Here is a 26,033-nt window from a genome sequence, read left to right on the forward strand (position 1 = left end):
AGCGCGAACGAGCCGAGGGCGATCAGCACCTCCTGCTTGGTGACCGGATGCCCGACCCACTGCGCCACGGTCGTGGTGAATGCCCGAACCGCGAAGCTCAGCGGCGTGTGCGCGGTGCTGCGTGCCAGGAACCTCCCGCTGATCCGCAGACCGTTGGGAAGCTCCAAGGCGAGACCGTGCTCGGTGAATTCAGGGGTCGCGCCGGTGTTCTCCGTCCACATCGGGTCGATCAGGCCGACCTGCTCGTTGCCTGGGCTGAACAGCAGCTCCGGCGTCCGCTCGACCTGATCCTCCACGGCGATACGCGTGCCGCGCTCTACTTCGGAGCGGTGGGTGCCACGCACCTTGTCCGCCGGGAGCAATGCCTTGACCACCGCCGCGGTGTCCATCACGTCGACGGCGGTCGCCGCGGGGCCACCGGTCAGCATGGCCGCCACGATCGCCTCGGCGGTCATCTGGCGAGCCAGTGCCAACTCGGCGGCCCAGGCCTCGAATGCGTCCGCCACCGGTTCCGGCCAGGCGCCGAGTCGGCCGGCGGCGAGGTGTGCAGCGACCTCTGCGGCGCGCCGGCTGGTGACGAACCAGCGCGTGGACCCGTCATCGGAGGTGACCGGAACGAGATCCATCCCGCGGGCGAGGGTCCGTGCGTGCCTCCTCGCGTCTTCGATCGCGGATTTGGTCTCAGCTGTGACCAACAGGTCAGGATGACGCCCCTGCCCGGGCAGATGCTCCGGATCGGCGTCGGCGTACGCACCGAATCCCGCTTGCGTCAGCCAATGGGCCCGCAGCCTGTCGGTCAGGTAATCGGTGGCGACGATGCGCACGGCGGAGCGCCGGGCGGCGCGGGGCAGCAGCTCGATGAGTCCGTCCGGCGCCTGCTCGGTGTGCGGCAGGACCGCGCGCAAGGCGCCTTCGGGGTCGGCTCCGATGCTCTCCCTCGCCAGAGCGCGCGCCTCGCGCAGCATTCCGAGCAACCTGGCGCGGATCGCCTCCGCGGTTCGCTCGTCTCCTTCGTTCACCCGGAACGTCCGCTCGTAGTCGAGCAACTGGTCGACGTAGTCCTCGGGCAGCCGACGCGCCGCAACGTGCGCGCGGATCTCGGTGACCCGCTCGTCGATCATGTACAGCGTCCGGCCCACGGTGTAGGCGGCGATGCCCTCGATGCTCGTCGCCCAGCCTTGCTTGGAGGTCTTGAAGTGGTCGGTTGCACGCCGGATCACGCTGTGCGCGGAGACCACCTTCAAGCCGACCCGAGCCTCGGGGCGCAGGCCGGCCAACCATTCCGCCCTGCCGACACCAGGCACCCCCCACTCGAGGCTGGCGCCGCTCAGTGCCCGCTCGAGGGAGGGCGTCTCCGCCTCGCTCAGCGCCGTCAGCGCGAGCGGCGGTGCGGCGGCGAGCAGCGCGCCGTCGCCTGCGTGCGGGAGCAACCAGATGACGGCCGCGACGACCGCAACCTGGGCCAGCCGCCGTAGGGCGGCGACGAGCCGCCGCAGAAGTACCCCCGGCGGCCCCCGCTCGCTCCACGCCCTCGCCATGGCGCGGACACGCGGCCCGAGCGCGCGAACCGCGACGACCAACACCGCGACAGCCGCCACCGCGGCGGCAACAATCTGCCCGAAACCGCCGAGCTGGTGCGCAGCCACACCGGCGGCCAGCGGGAGCGGGACGACCGCCGACAGCGGTCCCCCACCGCCGAGTCCCCGCGGGCTGGAGGACAGCCCCCAACGGGCCCGCGTCTGCCGGTAGAGCCGGGGCAACCGCCACCAGTGCACGCCGCGCCCAGTCGCGGACCCGCCCGGCCCGGCGAAAGCGACAGTCGAACCCGAGCCGAGGCTCGGCGGGCCGGCGACCGGGCCCGCCGCGCCGGTCGTCGGCGAGCCGCGGACCCCCGGGCCACCGGTGTCAGGGATCCCGATCACCACGACCGTCGCGTCGTCGGCGCCGCTCGCGGCCCTGGCCTCTGCCTGGAGCTCCTCCGCCGCAACGGCCGGGTCGATGCGGCCCGCTGCCGAGATCACGGTCGTGGGATCGGGGACCGTGCTCCACAGCCCGTCGGTGTAGATCACGAGCACCCCCGGCCCTCGCACCTCCCGGCTGGTCTCCTCGGGTTCGGCCCGCATGTTGACCGCCAGCCACTGGGTCAGGGCACCGGCCTCCGCGTGGATGGAGTTGAGGACGATGGCTGGCACGCCGCGCGCGGCCGGGATCCAGACGGCGAGGATGTCGCCGACCCAGATGATCCTGAACTCAGTGCCCCCCGGGATCGGCACGGTTACCACCGACATGTAGGCGGTCGCGGGCGGATCGGCCTCACCGAGCCGACCGAGGCCGGCCACCGCGAGCCCGGCCTGGTAGATCGCCGACCGGTTCGCCTCCGCGGCGGAAACGCCGCGGACGGTCACCGCGTCGATGATCTCGTTGCGCCCCGCCTCGGCAGCGGCCCGGGAGGCCTCCTCGGAGCTACGCCCGCCCGCCAGCCCGTCGGAGACCACCGCGAACCGAGCCCCTGCCGGAAGCACGCCGATCGCGGCGGCGTCCTGGTTCCGCAGATTGCCAAGGCCCCGCTCGGTGCGGGCGACGATGCCCGGCTCGGTGAGGATGCCACTGCCGTCCACCTGGTTCGGGATCGTCGGCCCGCCGAGCACCGGCGTTGCGGGGAACACGAGGTCGGTGTGCAGCAGCTCTCCGTCCAGCGCGCCCGCCGCTGCCCTCGCGAGCTCCATCTGCCGCCACGCCAGTCTGAACCGGTAGAGCCGCGCCTCCCACGCCATCCTGCGAACCCGCCCGTGCCGCTCGCGGGCCACCAGGGCGCGGTGGACGACCGCCTCACGCTCGCGCGCGGACGAACCGGGCCGGAGCGCCCGGAGCGCCCTCCGGGCGGCCCGCAGCTCCTTCCGCGCCGCACGCACGTCATCGACGATCCGCTCGGGTCCGGCGTCGGCGCCCGGGGCGAGGCGCAGCGACTGGTCGACGTCGTGCATCAGAACGTCGGTCTCGTGCGGGTACGCCCCGACTGCCTCGGCGCGCTCGGCCGCCGCGTCCCGCGTCCAGGCCAGCACCGCGTACGCGCCGGCGCGGGTCGCACCGGTAGCAGTGACCAGATCGTTGATCGAGCCGCTCGGCGCGTGCGCGTCGAAGGCCACCGGGGAACGTCGCGGTGCGTCGCCGATCAGCTCGCTGATCAACCTGACGCGCATCGCCGCTGCCGCCCGGACCCGTTGGTCCTGCCGGTCGGTGGCGCGGACCATCGCGAGCAGCGCCTGCAGCCGGCGCTTGTCTGCGCGCAGGGTCGTCGCCTTGGTCCGGATCCGGCGCCACTCGTTGCCGGGCGCGGCGAGGAGCCGGCGCGGGATCGACCGCTCGGCGAGCGCAGGGTGTTCGCGCCGGCTGTCCGGGTGGCGCAGCTGGTAGGGCAGCCCGCGCAGGAGTCCGATGAGGACGCCGATGTCGTCGCGCGGCCCGGTGCGGTGGTGCCGGGTGACCAGGCTCGCGTCGTGCAGGAGCTCGAGCAGCGCCCGGTAGGCCCGTTCGGCACCCGGCCCGCTGGTCGCGAGGGTCAGAGGTCCCAGCTCGGCGGCGCCGGGCAGCAGCAGAGGGTTGCGGCGCATCGCCCGGCGCAACTGCGGGCGGGCGGCGCGCCAGAGCCCTCGCAGTTGGTCGTCGACGGTGTAGCCGGTGCTCGGCTCGCCGGTGAGCGCGCCGATGTCCTGCAGTGCGGCGAGTCGCTCCTGCCGGGTGCCTGCCTCGCCGCCCATGAGGGTGGCCATGTCGTCGGCGGTCACCAGCACGCCCCGCGGCCGGCCGGCCACGACCAGGAGGGTCTCGAGCAGGGAGCCGTCGAGCCGCGGGCTCTCGGTGATCGCTTGCCGCTGCTCGCTGCGCCACTGGGCCCGCACCCGCGCCCGCTCGTCGTGCAGCAGCTCGCTCTCGTGCACGAGCTGCGTCAACGGACGCAGCGCGCCGAGTACGGCCGCACGCCGCTCCTGGGCAGCGCGATCGACCGGCGCGAGCGCGCGTTCGTCCGCCTGCCGGAGCGCGCTCCGCGCGCTGTCCCGGCGCTGGCGCTGCAGTTCGGCGACCATCGACAGCGGGGCCGGCTCCTCCTGACGCACCTGCTCGCGCGCCTTGTGGTGGTAGAGCCGGTCCAACTCGTCCTCGATCTGGCGCCTGAGCGGGTTCTCGGGATCGTGCGTGATGTGGTGCTCCAGGAGCAGCTCCAGCAGGTGCAGACGCAGGTCGAGGTAGTTGCTGCGCAGAGTGGCGCGCTCGTCGATGACCTCGAAGAAGCTTGTCGACCATCCCGAGCTGTTCGGAGCCAGATCCGTACGCAACCCCAGAGCGCTCCGCTGCCGTTCCGTCGCCAGCTCCTCGAGGACAGCCAGCGCGAACTCGAAGACCTCGGCCTCATCCGACCGGCCGTTGGCGCGCAGCTGCGTCGCGACCCGACGCAGGACGTCTCGCTTCGCCACGAGCACCGGGATCGAGTGCGTCTCTGCCACCACGTGGTGCTCCCGGCGCTCCGCGTCTGCCAGCCGCTCCCGCGTCCTGGCCTCCTCGATCGCGGCGCGCTCCGCGCCCTGAGCGGTGTCCGGAACGTGGTTCCATGGCTCGACGTGCTCGGGGACCCGCGCCGTCACGGCGTCCACGATCATCTGTGCGAGGGATCGGGCCTCGTCCGCCCCGAATCGCAGCTCCGCGCCGCGGCCGCCCTGGAGCTCGGCGAAACCGATGCGCGCCCTGCGCGCACGCGGCAGCAGCCGCCCGATCTCCCGGCCCCTCGTGCGCAGCCGGTGCCACCACGCGGCGCGCTCCGGGCTGTACTGCGTGCGCGGGCTGAGGTAGCCGTAGTTGCCGGTCGCCATCTCGAACCGGTCACGCAGCCGGCCGCTCGCCACGAGCCCGACCAGCACGATTCCCGTCCGTACCGCGAGCGCCGTCGGCGAGTCCTGGCCGCCCGGCGGGTAGACGATCACATAGACGCCGGTCGCGGCGAGCACCACGTCGAGCGTCTTGAGCAGCACGAGCCGGAAGTCCGGCGGGCTACTGGTCAGGTAGTCCACCCGCTGTGCTTCGGCCCGCTTCGTCGCCCAGCCTGCCGCCCGGGCCAGCCATCCGGCGAAGCCGCTGCGCGCGGGATCGTCTGCGACGCGGCCCAGGATGCGCAGCCAGACCTTCGTCCAGCGGGCTCCGATGCGGTCCCATCGGTACGTCAGCTCGTCGTAGAGCAGTGAGTTCGGCAAGATCGCGAGCACGCTGATCAGCAGCCCGTACCGCCACTCCCCCCAGGTCGTCTTCGGGCCCTGGGTCAGACCGAACAGGGCCATGATGCCGACGGCCGATACGGCGAGCGCCCCGGCGACCATGCTTCTGCGCAGCATCTGCACCCAGGTACGGGCAAGCTCCTTGCGCTGCACCAAGTAGGTCAGCGCCGCGACCGCGCCGGCCACGCCCGCGTACTCGGTCGAGAGCTGAGACAGAACGTCGGCGAGCCGGTCGAATCTGAGCTTGGCGATGTTGTAACCGGCCGTGACCAGCACGACCAGCACGGCGGGCCACATGGCTGCGCGGCGCGGGAAGACCTGGTAGCCACGCCCCTGCTGGGCCAGCCAGCGGCGCAGGTCGTACCGGTACAACAGCAACGCACTCACCACGAGGCCGGCCAGCGTGGCACGCGCCGCGGCTGCCGCCCCCTTCTTCTTCGCGAGACCGGCGAAGAAGTCCGTGAGGAGCTCGTTGAACGGCCCGAACGCCAGCGCAATGCCGATCCCGGCCAAGCCGCTCCCCAGGATGATCGCGACCCGTGCCACCGCGGCGCGACGGTCTCGAGAAGCGCGATGGTCCGGCGGCGGAGCGCGCGCCTGCCGCGGAGTCCACGTCGACCGGACGAGGGCAACCACCCCGGTCGTCACGAACGCCACCGCCACGGGGCCAACCACCGGCGTCGTGCCGACAACCCCGACCGCAGTGCCCATGCCGACGAGGCCGGCACCGGCAGCGGCGACCCTCGCGCGAGCCCGCTCGCCCTGCACCGGGATGTCCAGCTGCAGGACGTGCGTGATGCGGAGCCGAAGGCCGGCAATGCCGCGGCCGCGGGCAGCCCGGCGAAGCAGACGCTCGGCCCGACGCGGCGCCACACCGGCGAGCGCCGCGGCGTCCAGCCCGTCGCGCACCGCCCGCTGAAGCTGGACCTCGGCGATCTCGCGCGTCTCCCGCGCGTTCTCGAAGACCGTCGCGATGCCGGACGACGTACGGTCTGCGGGCTCGAACGCCTCGGCGGTCCGCATGACGGCGCGGGACCCTCCCTCGGCGGCGGCGGCCGCCGCGTGCAGCCGGGCGACGGCGCGCTGGTGCCGCAGCAGCGTGCGGGTGCGCTGCCAGAACGCACGCGGGCCGCGCCCGTCAGGAGGCACGCTCGCCCGCACCTGCGCCTGCAGCGCCTCGGCCACCGAGACGAGCTGCTCATCGGGAAGGCTGCGGGTCTCCAGCGGCGCGAGCTCACGGAACACCGCGGGCGGGTTCGCGACGAGCGCATCGCGCAAGGACGGCGGAGCGGCCTCCACGAGCACCCTGACCCAGGCGCCGAGCCGGTAGGCCGGCACGCCCGGGCCCTCGACGCGGTCGAGCAGGCGCGCCCGCACCAATGCGTCGAGCACGCCGGTGGTCGCCTCCTCGTCTGCAGGCAAGCCCTGACGGGAGATCACGGATTCCGCTGTGATCTCTCCACGGGCAGCAGCCAGTGCTGCACGCAGGACCGTGAGCAGCGTCAGGTTGCCGGAGGGCAGCGCCTGGGCGGCGGCCACCTGCTCCCACACCTGGGCGCGCTCGGCCACGTCGGCGCGCCGCGCCGCGCGCGGCGACAGACGAATGTGCACCCACCTGGCGGCGTCGCGCACAGCCGTCGCCGTCCGACCGCGCGCGGCCCGCAGCCCCTCGACGGCCGAACCGGCCCCGGCGACCACGCGAAGCCGCGCAGCGCGGGCGGTGCCACGCACGATCGTCGCCACACGACCGGGAGCGGCGCGCAGCCAGCTGGCGGCCCGCTCGGCCAACCCCGGCCGGGCCTGGTCCAGATCGGAGTGCCGGCCGGTGACGCGGGCGATCACCGGCCGGGGCAGCCCCGCGGCCACCGCGGCGGCGATTGCCTCGGCGATCAGATTGGGGTGGCCCGCCTGAGCGGTCCTCGAGCGCGTGGCGACGTTTCCGTAGGTCGTGAGCGTCCCGTCCAGCTCGCCGTGGAGCGCCCGCACGGCGTCGCCCACGACGCGGTCGAAGTTCTCCTCGGTCAAGGTGGTGAACTCGGACGGCAGCTCGACGGTTGCCGGGTCGGCCGGGGCGTCCAGCTGGGCGAGGATCATCTCCCTCGGCCCTGGCAGCAGTCGGCCCAACCGGTCGGCGATCTGGTCCTCGGGCAGCCCGAACCCGCGCAGCGTTGCCCTCAGCGCCGGCGCCCACTGAAGGGCGTTCTCCACCCGGGCGCGAGCGTCCCGCACGAGTGCGAGCGCATGCGCCTCGTTGGCGGCGGCCTTGCTCCGCCGCTGGTCGGCGTCGTCGACGTCCCTGCGCAGGGCGTCCTTGGCGTTGCGGCGGGCGCTGTGACGCGGCCCGAAGGGCGGCACCATCGCCGCCATCGCGAGCGCGCCGCCGGCGTGCGCGACTTCGTCGGTCAACCAGACGATGACCGCGACGACGACGAGACCGGCGGCCACCCGGACCGCCCAGCGGGCGACCGGCGGCGCGCGGGCATTGGCCGGCCCGCGCTTCACGGCGTGGCCCCATCCGTGCACGCCGGCCACGACGCCGACGACGCCGAGCCCGAGCGCCAGCCCGACGCCGAACAGCGCCCACGGCAGCACGTGCGCGGCCACCACCACTCCGGCAGCGCCGAGGATCAGCACGGTCTCGATGCGAGTCGAACCGGTGTCATCGCGCCCCAGCGTGCGCAGTCGCTGGATGACCCCGGCGAGGAGCCCCGGCCGCCACAGGAACACGGCCAGGGTGGCGACGAAGGTCAGCACGCCGAGGCCGGCGATGTGCAGCGAGGCACCGTTCCACCCGCTGCCGGCATAGGTCATGGCGCCGATCTGCGCGCCGAGCACGAGCTGGCCGAGGACCTTGGCGGTGTTGGCGGCCTCGTTGGATTCGTCCCGCTTCTTCCTGGCTTCCGCGGTGTCGCCGGGGAACCGGTTCTTGAACAGGGCGTCGACCAGCGGAATCATGATCGTGGAGCCGATTTCGCCGAGTGCGGCGTTGACGACGATCCCGATGGTGGGGTTGCCGAACAGGTGCTGGGTGGCGGCGACGGACAGTCCGCCGACGGCCATGGTGGCACCGGTGATGAGGAACGCCGGGCCGGCGCGGCGCGCGATGAAGTCCTCACCGCCACCGCTGCGGCGCGTGGCGCGGTCGCCGAAGAACGCGATGAACACGAAGACCACGGCGCCACTGACGACGCCGAAGTTGAGCAGCACGGGAAGCCACTCGGGAACGGTGTGCGGGAGCACGTGGAGCCAGAGCTCGTCGAAGGCGCCAAGCATGCCGGCGGACAGGCCGTATGCCGCCGCGACAGTGGCCACGTACGGGTCGCGGAGCCCGCGCAACGAACCGACGAGCATCCGCTTCACGCTGATCGGCTCGCGGCTCCCGGCCTCCGACGGGGTGACGGCCGCCAGGGCGAGTGCAGCGGTGGCCGCCAGCGCGGCGGTGGCGAGTGCGGCGGCTCGCATGCCGGGCAGGAGCGCGTCGTAGTCGACCGATCCGTGGCCGGGGACCGCCGGGATGAGCAGGTCCTGCAGTGTGAGCACCCCGGCGAACCCGAGGGGGATCACGAGCAGGATGGCCGCCTTCGTGGTTGCCGACCAGCCGAAGTTGCGGGCTTCGAGCCACGTGAACGACTGCAGCAGCACCTTGATCCATGGCGAGGCAGCCAGGCCGAGCAGGAATGCGCCGACCTGGTACAGCACCCCGCTGCCGGCCAGGGACAGCGCGACGAACAGGCCGTAACCGACGGCGGTGGCGAGTAGCGCGGCAACGGGCCTGACCCGGCCGGTCATCCGGTCCCAGTGCGGGACGAGGGTGAAGCTGCCGACCAGTGCGCCGAGCAGGGCGAGGGTGAACAGCCTGCCCTCGGGTACGCCGGCCACGGCCTGAGTGAGCAGCCGCGAGGTGTAGATCGAGGACAGCCCGATCCCGCTCGCCAACGCAGCGGTGAACAGGTACAGGATCCGGTGCGAGAGGCCGGTCCCGTTCCGCCAAGCGCGGTTGCGCTCGGAGATGCGCTGCCACAGCGGCGGCGCGCGGGGCTGTGCGGTGGTGTTGACGGCGGTCGTCGCCGCCGGCCCGGTCGAGACAGTGCCGCTCGAGCCGGCAGCAGGGGCGCCGGAACCACCGGGGGTGGTGGCCGCCGCGCCCCCGGAGCCACCCGCGCCGGGGCCGCCGGTCGTCGGGCCGCCGACGGTCGGTGGCGCGCCACCGTTGTTGTTCTCGTCGCCGTTGTCGCGGTGGGCCTCGATGATCTCGGTGACCCGCTCGAGGGACAGCCCGGTGATCCTGGCGATGAGCTGCGCGGGCAGGCCGTCGTGCACCCCGGTCTCGACGACCGCGGCGATCATCGCCGGATCGGTGCCCGCGACGGCTGGGTCGAGCGGATCCTGGCTGGTCCGGACCGTGATTCGCGTGGTCTCGACGGCGGCCAGCCGGACGTCCATCTCCTCGGCCAGCGTGGTGAGCCGCTGGTGGAACGTGCCGGTCGGCTCGCCCAGCCCGGCCGCCTCGCCGGCCGCGGCCGGGGTCATCGTCTCGTCGACGGCGTACGACTCGACCAGCCGAACGGTCCAGCCACGGTCCTTCTTCAGCCGGTCGGCCACCTGCTCGTAGAAGGTGTCGTCGCGAAGCGAGGGCTCGTCGCCGAACAGCCAGCGGATGCCGTTCTCGCGCAGCGCGCGCTCCCTGGCCATCGCCGTGGGGAGCGCGGCCCGTGCCGCCACGGCCTCGGCCACCGATTCGCGCAGCTCGGCGATCGGGTGTCGCAGGCCGTCGACCGACTCCCAGACCATGTGGGCGATGAACCCGGCCACGACGAGGCCGAGGAACGGGTCGGCGTACGTGGCCAGCCAGTTCAGCGTCTCGGCCGCGCCTCCGGAAGCCCGACCGGCCAACGCGTGAAGTGCCATCGAGAGCACACCGGCGATCACCGCCCCTGCGCTGACCTGGGCGTCGGCTCTGGCGTGCCTTGCGTCGTCGATCAGAGCCTGGATCTTGTACGTGCGGCCGGCCCAGAGCCGGATCCGATAGACCGCCTCGTTGAGCAGAACGGCGACCACGCCCACCAGCACCCAGTCCATTCCCGCAAGGGCCTCGGGATGGCGGAACTTCTCGATCGCCTCGTGCAGGACAAGGCCCACAGAGGCCGTCATGGCGCCGACGATCAGCCAGCGGGCACCTCGTTCGGCCTGGGCGGTGCTGCCGAGCTTCGCGATCAGCCTCCGCATGCCGAGGACCGTCATCAACGCCGACGCGGCGTAGGCGAGCGGCACCAGCACCCACCGAGCCGCCGGGTACCTGGTGCTGATCGCCGCCCGCACCGCACGCGCCTCGAACCCGGCAAGCGCTCCGTAGTACAGCGCGGCGATCAGCGGGATCGCCGTGAACGCGTCACCGGCGTTGTGCCAGATGTCGCCTTCGAGCATGGCGCTGTTCAGCCCGAGCCCGTTCACCGCCACGGCCTCGCCGATCGCGGTACCGGCGAGGATGACCAGGGTCACCCCGGTCCAGAAGACACCCCGCCTGTTTTCGAGGATCGACCGGCCCACCCCGCCGTGCGTGTGCGCGTGGTCGTGTGCGCCACCGCGGATGCGCTGCCATCCGCGCACGGCGGCCATCACCGCAGCGAGCGCGGCACCGTCCACCAGCCATGGCCACAGCGGCGCCCCGGCCACCGCGAGCGCCGTCCCGGCCAGGCCGATCCCGAGCCCCGCGCCCATCGCCACGCGCGCGGTGGGGGCCCGGATCACACGCGAGTGCCGCAGCATCCGCAGCACGGCGACGATGCCGGCGCCAACGGCCAGTGCGCCCGCGCCGATGCCGATCGGCAGCAGCCACGGCAGGCCGCCGCCTGCGCTCGGCGTGTCGTGGTCACGCGGCTTGTCCTGGCCGGCCGGCTTCTGCTTGTCACCCGGCTTCTCGTGATCACCGGGACTCTCCTGGCCATCGGGCTTCTGCTGACCACCCGGCTTCTCGTGTTCGCCGGGCTTCTCGTGATCGCCCGGCGAGGGCGTGGTCGCGATCCTGACCCGGTGCTCACTGCGGGCGAAGATCTTGTCCGCGTCGGCCCGGCCCGCGATTGCGTCGACGTAGCGGGCCAAGTCGCCGAACCGCTCGACGTAGATGCGCCAGTAGGAGTCACCGCGCTTGGCGATCCACACGCCGGTCCAGTTCTTCGGAGTGACCACGTCCTTCAGCCCGGCAATCGACTGCTCCGGGGCGGTGAACCGGTTTTCGTTGGCCGCGTTGAACTCGTCGAACGTCGCCGGGCGCACTGTGCCGTTCGCATCCCTGACAAGCAGCGAGGGAGCCACGTTGCCCGCCGTGTCGCCGTCGACTCCGCGGAACTCGACCTCGGTGTCCACCACCGGCTCGCCCTGGCGCGAGTCCACGATGCGCACCGGCGCAGCCGCCACCTGTTGGCGGTCCGGCCCCTCGATGGCGGTCTGCGTCGTCGCCGACGCGGGTAGCACGCCCGGGATGACGGCAAGCACCGCTCCCAGCAGAGCCGCGCCCCCACCCCTGACCAGCAGCCACGCGACCAGCGAGCGGGCAGGGCGCCCCCGGGGCAGCCCCGACACACCGGCCGCGGCCACGCCATCGGTGTGCTGGTTTCGGCGCGGCTGGAACATCGGCAAGCCGGCCATCGCGGCGGCTCCACCCACGGGCGCGGCGTGCGCCACCACCCACACCAGTACCGCGGCGACCACGATCACAGCGGCCGCGAGCAGGGCCCCGGCGAGCCAGCGGGCCGGTGGGCCACGGCGGGTGATGCTCCCCAGCAGCATCACCGCCACCGCGACCGCGGCGGTCGCCACCACCACCGGACCGAGCAGCACGCCGTCCTGCATCGCAGCGGCCACCGCCACGCTCGCCGCGCCGACGACTGGCCCGGACTCGGCATTGCCTGCGCCGGCGTCGCGCCGGTTCGTCGAGGGGAGAACGGCGCGGGTGGCCGAGCGGACCAGCTCGGCCGCGACCTGCCGCGGGCTCGCCCCCTCGGCGACGTGGTTGATGAAGATCGGCGTGTCCCACGCGATCGTCGAGTCCGGATCCTCCGCGCGGTCCAGCAGCTCGTAGCGGCGGTGGTTGCCCTGCAGCAGCCGACCGGGGACACGCGGATGCGTCGCCAGGAACTGCCCGTCGACCGGTGCGAACACCGAGCGCAGCAGGTCATCGTCCGACCGCCTCGACGACGCAGGGCGCTTCCAGAACCGCCGAGGGTTGCCCGGTCGCAGCTCCCGCAGGTCACCCACGGTCGCGTTGGCGTCCTGCTGCTCCCCGTCCAGCACCTGGTGGAGCAGGCGGTTCCCGATCCAGGCCTGTGCGAGTGCGACCAGGCGATCCACCCCCCGCCGGTAGACCTGGTCCGCGACGACGATCAGCGTGAGCACCCCGAGCGCCGCAATGGCCGCCGACGTGATCCACGAGCTGTCGAGCCAACCGAAGGCGTCGAAGCCGCCCGCCGGCACCACGGCCAGCGGCCAGGCACGGCTCGGGGCGCCGGGCGACGTACCCCCAGAAGTACTCGGCGCGGTCACGGGTCCGTCGCGGACCGGGATGACGAACAGGCTGTGGTCATCTCCCGCGGTGACCGCCGACATCAGGCGATCGGCCAGCTCGGCCGGAACAACGTGCGAGCCGGCCACGCGAGGCTGGTCGAGTTGTGCGCTTGCCGCCCGTACGGCGCCCTGCATCGCCTTCGCATCGGGGTAGTACCGCCAGAACCCGTCGGTGGCGAAGAGGAGGACACCGGGACCGGTCGGCCGGAAGACCGTGACCCGGGGTGTCACCGTCCGGGCGTCGCCGCCGAGGTACTGCGTGAGGTAGCCGGCGTAGGGACCATTGCTCGCCCCCGGGTTCCGCGCGCCGATGGTGTCGTCGGTGGTCAGGATCTCCGGCTCGGCGCCGTTGGCGTCCGGGATCCAGTAGGCGCGGGTGTCACCGACCGAGAGGATCGTGAACGTTGCGAGGGTCCCCGGCTCCCCCGGGGAGTCGACCCGCGCGATGAGGATCGTCGTGCCCGGCGCAGTACCCCCCGGCCGGGCGAGGAGACGCACGCTCGCCCCCGCCGCGTCCACGGCCTGCCGCAGCGCTTGCTCGGCCGAACGGGACGGGTCGCGCGCGAGCTCCTGCAGCGCCCTCACCACTGCCAGCTGGGATGCCCAGTGACCTTCGTCCGTGCTCGAGATCCCGTCAGCCAGCACGACGTCACGACCCTCGAATCCGATCGCGTCCTCGTTGCGCTGCGTACGCAGGCCCTGAGCGCTCCGCCCAGCGAGCGGCACGGGGTCCGCCGACCCACTGTCCAGCCGGCTGCCGCTGAACTCCGTATCCCCTGCCTCGACCAGCGTGTGCCCGTGCGCGGCGGACACCCGCGCCCGCTCGGACTCGACCCACCTGAGGAGCCGATAGCTCACGAAGCGCTTGCGCAGCTTTGCGGTGTGACCGTCGTGGATCGCCAGATCAGCCCGGTCGAGGACGTGCCGCACCTCGAGCGCGCTCGCGTCGGTCCTCCCCCTCATCCGGACGAGCGCGATCCCTGCCCGCACCAGCTCCGTGCGGGGGCGGGGACCGTCCTGAGCCGCGCCCGGCGCGATCCGCAGCACGGCCTCGGCGGCCCGCAGCCGGCGCTCGATGGCCGGCAGGTTGGCGGTCCGATCGGCCACCGCTGCGCGGGCATCGAGCACCACGGCCTCGAGCACCTCCCAGGCGCTCTGCCGTGCCGCCGCCGCCATCTCGACCAGCGGCTCCGCGGCGCCGCCGGTGCGGGCAGACGCCAGCAACGCGTGCTTGTACTGCCGGTCCGCGGCCCGCGCGAGCCGCAGCGCCCTGCGTAGCTCCGTCCGCAGCTGGCGAGTCCGGTCGGTCTGCGGCCGCAGCCCATCGGTTCGGAACGCTGCGTCGCCCTCGCCGGTACCCGACGCAGCAGCAGGGAGCGGCGTGGCGACCCGCGCAGCCGGGTGGTCGCGCTCGTAGCTGAGCGACCTCAGCCGCTCGACGAACCGGAGCAGGTCGTCGGGCAACCCCGGCGACGGGCGGCCGCGCAACTTGTCGGCCGTGTGCAGCAGGTCGAGCAGCGCGGTCGCCGCCGCGTTCTCCTGCTGCTCGGGCGCGGGCGCACCCGGGCTGCTTTCGGCCAGCAGCGCGTCGAGCGCACCGGGCTCGGTGAGCTTCCGAGGGTCGTGCCGCAGGGCCTGTCGGACCCGCGGGTCGGCATCCTCCCACGCCGTGCGCAGTGCCTCGGTCGGCCGGTAGCCGATGGTGGCAGTGCCGGTCAGCAGGCCGGCCTCGACGAGCCGGTCGAGCCGCGCCGTCCACTCGGCCACCGTCCCGCCGAACGCCTGCTCCAGGTCGGGCGGCGCCACCACGCCCCCGGCGCCGGCGACCACGAGCGCCGTGCCCAGCATCGTCGCCGGGCCGGCCGTCACCTCCCCCGCCGCTGCCTCGCCCAGCTTGCGCGTCCACTCGTCGGAGCGGGCCCGACGCCCTATCCGGGTCAGCTCGACCTCGTCCAACAGGTCGGCGGCGCCCAGCAGGACACCCATAGCCCGGTGCTGCTCGGTCAGGTTCCTGACGTACTCCTCAACCGCCGCAGCGGCTTCCTCCTCGAGCGCCCGCGCCGCGGCGGTCCCGGCATCGATCGCGTGCCGCAGACTCCGCAGCCGCTGGCCCAGCAGCTCACGCGCTGCCGGGATCGGCCGCTTGTCGAGGTTGCGGTCCTGCTCACGTGCCAGGTCGATCTGCACCTCGTCGAGCCGTGCCTGTGCCGCCGTCACCTCGGCCTTGCTGGCGCCATTGGCTGTCAGGTGGTCCAGGTGCGCTCTGCGCAGCGGGAGCAGGAACTCGGCGAAGTACTCGGCCCGCAGCGCCTTGCGCTCTTCGACCGCCTCGAGCAGCAGCTGCTCCAGGCGGGCCCGGCCCAGCTCGGCGAGGGACTCCTCGGGATCAACGAACAGGCTGTCGAGCCGGTCGAGGCGCGCCTTCAGCTCGGCTGCAACAAGAACCTGGAACTTCACCACGCCGACGGCCGCCTGCCGGCGGCCGGTCAGCTGGTCGGCCACGTCCTGACCAAGAGTGTCGTTCGCCAGGATCGCAACGGCCAAGGCCACGGCTCGGCGGTGCTGGTCGTGCCGAGCCCGCCACGTCTTCCTTGCCTCATCGGCCAGTTCAGCCAGCCCGGGAATCCTGGCGAGACTCGTGAGCTCTCGGGGCGTCTCCGGGTCAGGCAGGAGCTGTCGGATCACGTCCTCGGCGACCTGAGCGGCGAACTCCTGGTTCAGCTCCGCCTCGTCGTACATCTGCAGGCGACGGAGATGGGCCTCGGCTCGACGCACGAGCCGGTCGACCAGCTCGACCGGTCGGACCCCACCGCGCCACCTCAGGACGCGCGGGCGGCCCCGCGGCACCAGCTTCCGCTTCGTGGTGCCCGCCCGCAGGTCCAGGCGCCAGTCGATCCGGTCACGCAGCCACCAGTAGCCCACCATGATGACGGCGGCGCCCCCCGCCCGCCCGAGCATGATCCGCACCGTTTCGTCGATGCCGGGCAGCGGCCGCAGGATCAGATAGGCGAGCACGGCCATCACCGCGGCATCGAGCGACTTCAGGGCCGTCGCGCGCCAGTCCGGGTTCTTGAACGCGAGAAGACCGACCCGCATCCGTTTGACGTGGCGCTGGACCCATCGCCGGGGCCCCGTCCCCGACCGACGCGCCTGCGTGTCCGCGTGCCGGGCGTGGTGGAGCGTCTCCAAGTACTTGGCGGACATCTTCCGGCCCTGCCGCCCCACAGCGGCGGTGAGGTAGTCGAAGACGACCGGCGGCACGGCGGCCAGCACCGCACCCGTCACCACGATCTGCGCCCAGTCACCCCAGTCCCGCGGCTGGCTCGTGAGTGGGATGTCGAGCGTCAGCAGCAGGGCGATCGGCAACGTGCCCAAGGCCGCCAGGAACGCGCGCCACCCCCGGAGCGCGCCGGCGTTGGCGCGCGACACGAAAGCGCGGACCAGCCCGAGGGCCGCACCCAGCGTGACCAACCGCCACTCCGAGGCGAGGATCTCCGACCAGCCCAGCGTGAACATCCCGAGGTAGGACACCGTCACGGCCACGACCCATCCGGCCGAGATCCAGGCGTCGCGGACCGGCCGAACGTCCTGGTTGCTCGCGCGGTTGTCCTCCTGGGTCTGGAACACCGACCGCCACGTCAGCGGCGCCGTCACCAGGACCGCCACGAGCAGGGTTTTCGCGGCGTTTCTCGTGTTGGGCTGGGCTATCGCCCACGCAATGGCCGCAGTCAGCGCATGCCCGACCACGGGAAGCGCAGCCCCCAGCCCGACACCGACGGCCACCAGCGCCACCGACCGCAGCGCAGTACCCACCCTCGCCCGCCACGAGGGCGGCGGCGCCGTGACGGCGGCCTGCCGTGCGGTCTCATCTCCCAGCGGCGGCGGCGGAGCACGCGCCTGCCGGGCCGACCACACCGTCCGGACCCCTGCCACCGCGGCAGTGGCCACGATCCCCAGCCCGGTCAGCGTGACAACGATGCCGTCGCCGGCGAACACGAGCCACCCACCGAACCCGCCACCCGCGAGTGCGAACCGGGTGAGCCGGGTGCGGCTGGCCGACGAGGCCGGGACGTCCAGTCCGAGTCGGCGCGCGACCCGGTGGCGCGCCCCACGCCAACCCCAACCCGCGCTCGCCCGCGCGATCGCTCGGGCATGCTCGGCGCCGACACCCCCCTCGGACTCCGGTGCCCGCGCCGCTACCAACCCGGCCTCCAGCGCCTTCTCCGACGTGTGCACAGCGTCGCGGGCGTCCGCGTCGGCCTTCCACGCCTCCGGGTGCACCTCCTCCAGCCAGGTCCGCACCTCCCGCAACCCGTCGTCGAACGTTGCGGAACCCTCCAGCCCGATCGGGACCGTCGGCCGGGCACCGGATGCGACGATCTCCACCACCGTCTCCACCGGCAGCGCCACCGTCACGGCGATCCGCGCGTACACCTCCGATCGCGGCACTCGCTCCGCCCGCCCACGCTCGACCAGCCACACGAACCAGCCCCGCTGCTGCTGCGTCAGCTCCGCCCGCACCAGCGCCCTCGCCCGCGCCGCCTGCACCCTCGCCCCACGCAGCGCAGCGGCGAACCTCACCAGCGACCGCATGTGCCGGACCAACGCGCGGTGCCGCTGCCAGCGATCACGCACCGCGTCGAGCCGGCCGCTGGTCGGCGACGGGGCAGGCGACGCCGCCTCCGGCGCCCTCAAACCCGAATGCCCGCGCGCCCGCCGGATCTGCACGACACCGAAGGCAGCCGCCACCAGTGCGAGCCCGGTGATCCCCGGCACGCTGCCCAGGACCTCCAGGACGCCCGCCATCCAGCCGCCGACCCCGGACGCAGCCTGTGCAGCACCGAGCGCGACCTCGTGACCCGCCACGCCGGCGAACTGATGGAACCCGAGCAACGTGGCTGACAGGGCGCCGACCACCGTCACCGGGTGGGCGTGGGCGCTGCCGCCACTCCCGGCCGGCGGTGGGCCGCGTTCCGTCGCGCCGCCGGTGTGCTTGCCGTCGCTGGCGCCCTCAGCGGGTCGGGTGGGTTCCGCGGAACCGGGCTCCACACCGCTGGCGCCGGGTGGCCCCTCGGCCGAGCTACCCGGTCCGCCACGACCGTTCCCTCCGTCGGTCGAGCCGCGGAACTCCTCCTCAGCGGCCCGGCTCGCAGCGAGCCGCGCCATCCGGTGCAGCCTCCTGAACTCGGCTCGCAGCCCGTCGGCTCGTTCGGCCAGCGCCTTGAACTGTTCGGTGGCGGGAGCGCGGGCGAGCTGCTCCCACACGTAGGTCAGGAAGTTGGTGGCCGGGTCGTCGCCCAGCGTGTTCAGCACCTCGGCGGGATGCGTGGACAGCTCGTGTCCGAGCTCGCTGATGAGCGTGTCCAGGGTGCCGAGGTCGTCGTCGAGCAACCTCGCCAGCTGACGCGGATCCGGCGCCTGCCGACCGAAGTCGCCCCGCCGGTGCGACTGCGGTACCGGGCGGGCCGCAGCCGTGGCGATCATCCGTCCGAACTGCGCCTGCAACTGCGGTCCGACGCCGAGCAACCGCCCGTTGTGGGTGCCGACGATCGTCAGCACCAACCGTCCCTCGGCGTCGAGGCCGGCTCCGCCGGAGGCACCGCCACCGAGGACGACGAGCGACTCGAGCATCCCGCGCCGGACAGCCCCGACCGGCGCCTGGGTGACTGTGCCCTCGCCCCGGGGGAATCCGATGAACGTGAGCAGCTCGCCCCGCGCCACCGCCGAATCCCTGACGATCACCGCGTGGCGGTCCAGCCCCCATACCCGGAACTCCGCGACGTCGAGGGTCGGAAGTCCATCGATGTCATGTCCGGCGTCCAGTGCTTCCTGGGCAGACCGGGCGAGCTCGGCGTGCTCACCATAGGCAGCCACTGGAACGCTGCGCACGTCACTGATCGGCAGGCCGTCGACGGTGAAGCGGCCGTTGACGACCTCGGCGACGTGGTAGGCGGTCCGCACCCGGGCCGGGCTGGTCTCCGTCGCCGCCTCGACCACGACACCGGTGCCGACGATGCGACCCGACTCGTTGCGGATGGCGACAACGCTGCGTTGCGCAGCAGGGAAGCGCAGGCCGGGCTGCGCCAGCAGACCCGATGGGGCGCCCTCGGCGACCGGGTAGAACCCGACGACCAGGTGCCGACCCGGCCCGACCTTCTGCGTGACGAGCTCGACGTCGCGGGTCCTTGCCCCGTCCGCCCAGGTCAAAGTGGCGACCGGCTGGTCGAAGCGCACGCGCGCCACCCGGTGGATGCCCTTCTCGTGCACCGAGAGCGGGGCCGCCGTCGCCGACCGCGCCACCAGCTCGAGCGCGCGCCGCACCCGCTCCGCCGGCGACAGTGTGGGCAGCCACCAACGGGTGGTCTCGGCGAGCTCGGTCACCGCGTTCGCTGCCGGCGACAGTGGGCCGGGATGGTCGATGCTGAGCTGTTCGCCGGTCAGCACGACGGTCCCGAACGAGGCGTCGAGCTGCCACTCCGGTCCGCCGGCGGGACTTGTGCCGCCACGGAAGCCGAAGATCGAACCGGACGCGGGCACGTCGATCGCATCGACGCCGAGCGTGCGCGCCGACTCGAGGCGCCGCGCCACCTGATCGGCCTCGGGTGAGCCGAGTGCATCGATCACGTCCTGCAGGAAGCCGCTCCGCAGCCGTCCGCCGCCCAGGTGCCGCTGGTCCTCCTCGAGCTGCGACGAGGTCACGATGACAGCCCCCCCGGCCCGCCACTCGACCGCCAACAGACGGTCGAGCACCTCGCGGAACCCGTCGAGTGCCGCGCCGGCCGCAGCGACGTCGAGCACCAGGACCCGGCCCCTGTCGCTGCTCAGCGGGAGCAACGGTTCCACCACCGACATCGGCTCCAGGTATCCCCGCCGGTCCAGCTCCGGCAGCAACGCCTCGAACTCCACGAGCTTCTCGTCGCGGATCTCCCCGAGCTTCACCACGGCGGGGGTGTCGGACGACGCCGGCCCCAGTGGCCCCATGGCGGCGGCCGCGGCGAGCTCGTGGTGTCCGGTGCTCATCGCCAGAGCCAGCAGGCCGCCGGTCAGCAGCAGGGCAGGGACGAGCAGCAGTGCCGCCCGGGCGACGGTGGCTATCCACCGTCCGCCGGCGCTCTCGTAGCCGTGCAGCGCGATCCGGCTGCCCCCGTCGGCGCGGCTGATCAGCTCGGCAGGGGTGAGCTGTTCCGTGTTGCCGGTGACCGGGGCGATCGGATCCGTGAAGCGCTCGGCACGGGCGATGGCCTCGTCCAGGTAGCGCTGGCGGCGATCGAGGTCACCGAGCCCGTAGTCGTCGTGTCCCGCGGCCTCGCGGGCCAGCCGCAAGGCGTCGGTGAGCCGCGCCCCGAGCGGCACCGGTTCGCCCGAAGCATCAGCGGTAACCACCTGGGTGGCCCATTCGAGATCTGCCTGGGTCCGTTCCAGGTCGGCCTGGTCCAGCGTGGTCGCCAGCAGGCGGTCGCGCTGGCTGATCAGGTGGCGCAGCTGGGCGATGACCTCGGCCTCGGTGAGCCGCCCGTAGATCTCCGTGTTCAGGTAGAGCTGCACAACGAGGTAGCTCTCCAGCGAACCATCACCACGGGTGAGGTCATCCGGCATGGCGAAATGCGGCTCCGGCAGAGCTCGCAACGGAGTAGACACCGGGAAGTAGCGCTCGGAGTACTCGAAGTCGATTTGCCAGGCCCAGCCCTGGGCGTCGACGGTGACGTTCTGCACCCGCGGCCCGTCCCAGTTCCCGGCCATGCCGTTCGGCACGAACGTGACGGTGAGCTGGTCGAAGATGTCATCGAGCAGTGCGGCGGGGTACTCGCTCCAGTGGTGGGCGGTCGTGCCGTTCGCCCCGTAGCGGAACCGGATGGACTCGTCCCGCATGACGAAGCCGGCCATTTCCACGACGTCTCCCACGCCGAGGTAGTGCTCCCCGTCGCCGTTGACGAGTGTCCGGCGCGCGATGGCCAGCCGGGAATGCGGCGCCAGCCCACCCCACAGGCGGAAGCGCCGATTGACGAACGACGAGATCAGCGGATGCACCCGGTCGCGACCGTGCTTCAGTACCTCGTCGACGGTGCCGTTCCGGACCTTGATGACCTTCGCCCGCGGACTGCCATCAGGCAGGTGATCGCTGACGAAGGTTTCCTGGTGGTTCGGCTCGTCGATTTCGTGCAGCGGTTCACCCGCCGGCCGCCGACCGCCGAACGGGACCACCATCGCAGCCACGAACGCCGAGTGGTCGAACCACCACAGCACTGCGGCACCAGCGGTCAGCACCATGGCCACGACCAGCGGGCGGTTGGGCATCTCCCTCAGCCAACCGCCGTGGACGGGGAGGGCGCGGGTCGCGCCGCCGGAACCGTCGCCCGTCGGCGGTCCACCGACGGCAGGCGAGGCACCCTCGCCACCGCGGTTGCCCCCGCCGCCTCGGCGCATGCCCGCGATCCGGACGGCCAACCCGGCAATAGCACCGGCCGCGAGGCCGCCGACGTGCGCGAACGCACTGAGGCCAGGCGCGAACACGCTGACCACAAGGGTCAACACGATGCTGCCCCCGGCCCCGCGGCGGGCCGCAGGGTCCACGACGAACAAGGCACCGAGAACACCCATGATCGCGCCGGACGCGCCGAGCACGGCGACGCCGGGCGCGCCGAATGCGACCACCGCAACGGACCCGCCGAGCAGCCCCACCGCGTACACGATCGCAAACCGCGCCCGGCCGAGAGCCGTCTCGAGCTTCGAGCCGAACCACCACAGGGTGGCCAGATTGGCCGCCAGGTGCACCAGTCCGACATGCATGAAGCCAGCGGTGACGAGCCGCCACCATTCGCCGGCCATGACCGCCTCGGGCACCAACGAGCCGAGCTGTGCCAGCGCCGAATCGGTGGTGTCGAACAGGCTGTCGCCGACCACGGCGGCCAGCACGTAGAGCACCACGTTCAACGCGATCAGCCCCGGCACCAGCAGCGGCCGGTTCGCACCGGTGGTCTCGGCGTCGGCCTGAGTCACCGGGTAGCGACGCTGGAGCAGCGTGATCAGTGCCTTCGCGGCAAGTCCACCGGCCGTCATGAACAGCGCGTGATGCAGGTTGGTGCCGAGAGCGAGGTGCCCGATCACCGCGAGGAGCGGCGCCAACGCCGCGGCCACCAGGAAGCCGCGCAAGCCAGTCCGCGGCTGTGTGGGCATCCCGAGGCGCGTGAGCAGCCACGGCCAGACCGCGGTCCCCACGGCACTCATCGCCGCGCCGATGATGATCCACCCGGCCCCCGTCACGCCGATGAGCGCGAGCGGAATCCCGAGCACAAGCGCACTGGTCAAGGTGACCAGTACGGACCCGACCGGCACCGCAAGCGGCAGGCCGATGATCACCCGGGCCAGCCGGCCACGATCCGCGACGCGGAACCCGGGTGCGAAGGCGTCTCCGATCGCCGCCGGGGGTCCACGCGCCCGGGTCTGAAGGACGGCCAGCATCACGGCTCCAACTGCAATAGGTGCCAACGCCAGCCCGGAGCCAAGGGTCAGCGGCCAGCTGAAGTACGCGGCCAGCCCGAGCAGGCCGGTGCTCCCCGCGAGGGCCCAGCGGAGTGTCTGGCGCACCGGGAGCGGAGTCCGCTCCGGCCTGCCTGTGTCGGGGGGCAGGCCGTAGTGGGAACGCACATGGCTGTCCATCACCAGCAGCGCGACACGCTGGGTGGTCAGACCGCCGCCGTGCGATCGAGCCTGCCCGGAGGCGTGTGCTGCCAAGACCGCGAGCTCGCTCGGGGTCAGGTCGCCGGCCTGGGCACGGGCCAGCAGGCCGATGCCCTCGGCACCCGCCGGCGCGGCCGCCGACTGCCGGGTGGCAAGCACACCCGCCCGGACGCCCAGCTCGGCGATCCCGTTCTTGTCGAGTAGCGCGGTGAGCTCCGCCTCGGTGACCGGTGCGCTCCGGTTGGGCCGCCGGCCGGCGGCGATCCGCAGCGCGTCCAGCAGCTCGCCGTACGCCCACTCGGGGTTCTCGGCGAGCCGGGTGGACTGGTTGGAGAAGCCGGTGGCGTTGGCCGGTGTAGCCGAGCGGGCCAGTTCCCGGCGGAATGCCCGGGTGACGCCCACCGGTAGCCCGAGCGCGCCCAGTTCGGCCGGGGTCATCGAGCGCAGCTGGGTGACCGAGTTGATCCCCGCGTCCCGCATTCTGATGAGGGCCACGGCTTGGTGCCGGGCGGGCGACCGCTTGACCAGGTCGGTGAGCTCTCCGGTGGTCGCCAACTCCCCGGCGGCGCGGTGGGGCCCGGCAGCACGCAGCTTCTCGTACGCCAACTGCAGGACCGAGTCGGCGATCTCGTCCTTGGCGTGGCTCAGCGTGTACTCGACGAAGATCGCAAGCTCGTCCTCGGTGAGCCGGTCAACGCCCAGTGCCCGATCCTGGGGAGTGGGCTCCGGGACGGCCCCGTCGACGATCCCGGCAAGCCATCGGTTGAATGCGGCATCGTGGATCGCGCCATAGGTGGCAAGGTCCATGTCGCCGAGCGCGGCCTGGATCTCCACGGTGCGGTCCGCGTCCAGGTGCAGCGCGACCCCGCGCACCTTGCGATACGCCATACCCAGCACCACGTCGACCTGTGCTTCGGTGAACGAGTGCAGGTGTTCCGATTCCGGCACCGGGAAGTCCAGCACACCGGCGATCTCGAATTTGGTGTAGCCCAGCGCGTAGCCGACGAAGGCCACCAGCTCCTCGTCGGTGAGCCGGTCGAGCCCGAGCAGGCGGTCTTGTTGGGTCGGCTTCGGTAGGGCGCCGTCTTCGGACACCCCCCGGAACCGGCCGGCGGCGGTCGAGACGAGCGCGCCATAGGTGGCCGAGTCCATCCCGCCGAGCGCGGTCTGGATCTCGGCGGCGCGGGCAGCGTCCACGCGGAGCTCGCCACCGCGCAGCTTCTTGTACACCCCGCCCAGGACCGCGTCGCTGATCTCGGTCTCGGTGTCGCCCTGCGCGTACTGCACGAACGCCACCAGTTCGATGGCGCTGAGCTGGTCGAGGCCGAACTTCCGGTCGGTGTCCGTCGGCTCCGACACGCCGCCGGTCCGCTCCATGCTCCTCAGGCGGGTGGACGCGGCAGCGAGCAGGTCCAGGTATGTGAGCCGGTCCGGCCCACCGAGCGCGGCCTGGATTTCGTCGGTGCGCTCCAGGCCGCGCGCCGCGGCCAGAATGGTCTGCTCCCACTGGAGGCCCTCGGCCAGATCGGCCTGGGTGTACACATAGGGCTTCCACTCCGGGTACCGGTATTCCGGCAGCGACGGCGCGACCGTGACCCGAGGCACGGCGCTCAGCTTGAGCGTCGGCTTCAGCTTCTTGGCCTCCGCGCGCCGTTCCGACCAACCGACCAACCACTGGACGAACCACCCCTGCTTGCCGGCCGGCTCATGCGCGGCGAGGTCACTGCGCAGCTCGGTCCCGTAGCGATGCCGGCCCATAGCGAAGAGCCCGTCCACCCCCGGGTCGGTCGCGACGGCGGCGGGCTCGTTGGCTCTGGCGACCTTGGCGCGCTGGGTGTCCGACTGGTGCATCTCGTCTTCCAGCGACTCGAAGACGATCGTGGTGCCATGCTGGCCGTTGCGTCCGGCGCGGCCCTGCATCTGCTCCACGATCCGCTGGGACTTGCCGACTCCGACGCCGACCACGTGTAGGCCACCGCCGAGCCGGTTGATGGCGTCGAACTCCTCTCGCCACATGTCCTCCGCGATGCTGGCCGCTTCCTTCTCGGTCAGGCCCCAGTCGCGGTACTTCGCCAGGAGTTCCGCCGTGTACCTCGCCACGGTGCTGTCGTGCGCGCCGGCAAGGCGGATATCCACGCCCCGTGCCGCGTAGGGGACGGCCACCGTCACCGCGCCCTGGTGGCCGGCCTTGGCGAGCGTCGCGCTCTCCGTGGCGACGTACTCGGCCTCGGAGGTGAGGACTGCGGGATCGATGCCCTCGGCGCGCAGTAGGCGCACGATCTCGCGGACCTCGTTGATGTTGCGAGCCACCACCAGGATCGGGTAGCCGAACGTCTTGTTCACGTGGGCGATGTAGGCCGCGGCGGCGGCGCGGGACTCGCCCAGGGTGTTCACCCGGATCGTGTCCAGGTCGGTGCGTTTCGGCTTGCCCTTGCGGGACGACCCGACCATCGCGACGTCCTTGTCGTACCGCTCCTTCAGGATCTGCAGCTCGAGGTCGGTGAGAACCCCGGTCGATCCGGTCCACTTCGTCTTGTCGTTGCCGACGACGGCGCGGATGGCCTGCTCGATGCGCATCGAGTCGATGAAGCGGTCGGGCCGGCTGAGCCGGAGATCGTTGCCGAAGCGCCGCTCCTTGTACTCGATGGCCGCTTGCAGGTCGCTGTCGTAGCTGCGGTCCTCCAGCCGGCGACCGCTCAGCGGGTCGTCGAGGACCACCTTTCCAGGCTCGAGGTGGTAGTTGCCGTTGCCGGCTCGGTACTGGTTGAGGTGGTAGACGGCAAGCGCCACCTCGATCTTGTGCGCGAGCCTCGCGCCGACCGACCGTCCGAGGTCGGGGGCCAAGGCCAGGACCTCGGCCTTGCCGGCGGGCGTCAGCTTGATCCCGATGCCCGAGCCGTCGACCTCGAAGTACCCCTGCTTTTCTCCCAGCCTCCAGGCGATGTCGTCGGCCCACGCGACCTCGTCGAAGTAGCGGTCCAGCCAGGTGAGTTCCTTCTCGACCCGCCGGACGAGAATCGCCGGATCGGCAGGGATCGGACCGAACTGGTTGGCGGACCGGTTGGCGATGTCCACCAGCAATCGCCGGCCGACCGGGGTCAGCCGAACCGGGTTCCCTCCGGCCCGGCCGAACACCGGATCGCCCCCTATGACGTCGTGCAAGTCCTTGACCTCGCGCAGCCGGTCGACGAGGTGCGCCACTCGGCCGGTCGGGTCGTTCACCCGGCCGGCTGGGGCGGAGATCACATACGGGGTTGTTGCGTCGTCGATCAGCGGCAGGTCCATCTCCTCGAAGATCACGAAGCCGCCCCGGCCCTGCCGCACCGGTGTGGACTTGCCGTCCCGGTCGAACATCATCTGGTGAACCCAGTCGCTGACCTCGACCAGCAGGATGTCGGCCTGGTAGGCGGCGATCTTCTGCGCGTCGGTCATGCCATGCGTTATCTCCGCGACCGACCGGTTGACCACCTTGCCGATCAGGGCGGCATCCGGCGCCGACTGCGTGATCAGCGTGTGGTTCGGGTGCACCCA

General features: G+C 72.4%; 1 protein-coding gene (only partly in view). It reads right to left on the bottom strand.

The whole window is internal to a rhomboid family intramembrane serine protease gene (locus K1T35_RS44885; protein WP_220257718.1) on the bottom strand: the coding sequence, 60,423 nt in all, runs 21,028 nt past the left edge and 13,362 nt past the right edge, and what appears here is coding positions 13,363-39,395, spanning codon 4,455 (complete) through codon 13,132 (partial); reading right to left, the first codon wholly in view occupies window positions 26,031-26,033. Both codon boundaries (start and stop) fall beyond the window edges.

The sequence above is a fragment of the Pseudonocardia sp. DSM 110487 genome, assembly GCF_019468565.1.
Taxonomy (GTDB): Bacteria; Actinomycetota; Actinomycetes; order Mycobacteriales; family Pseudonocardiaceae; genus Pseudonocardia.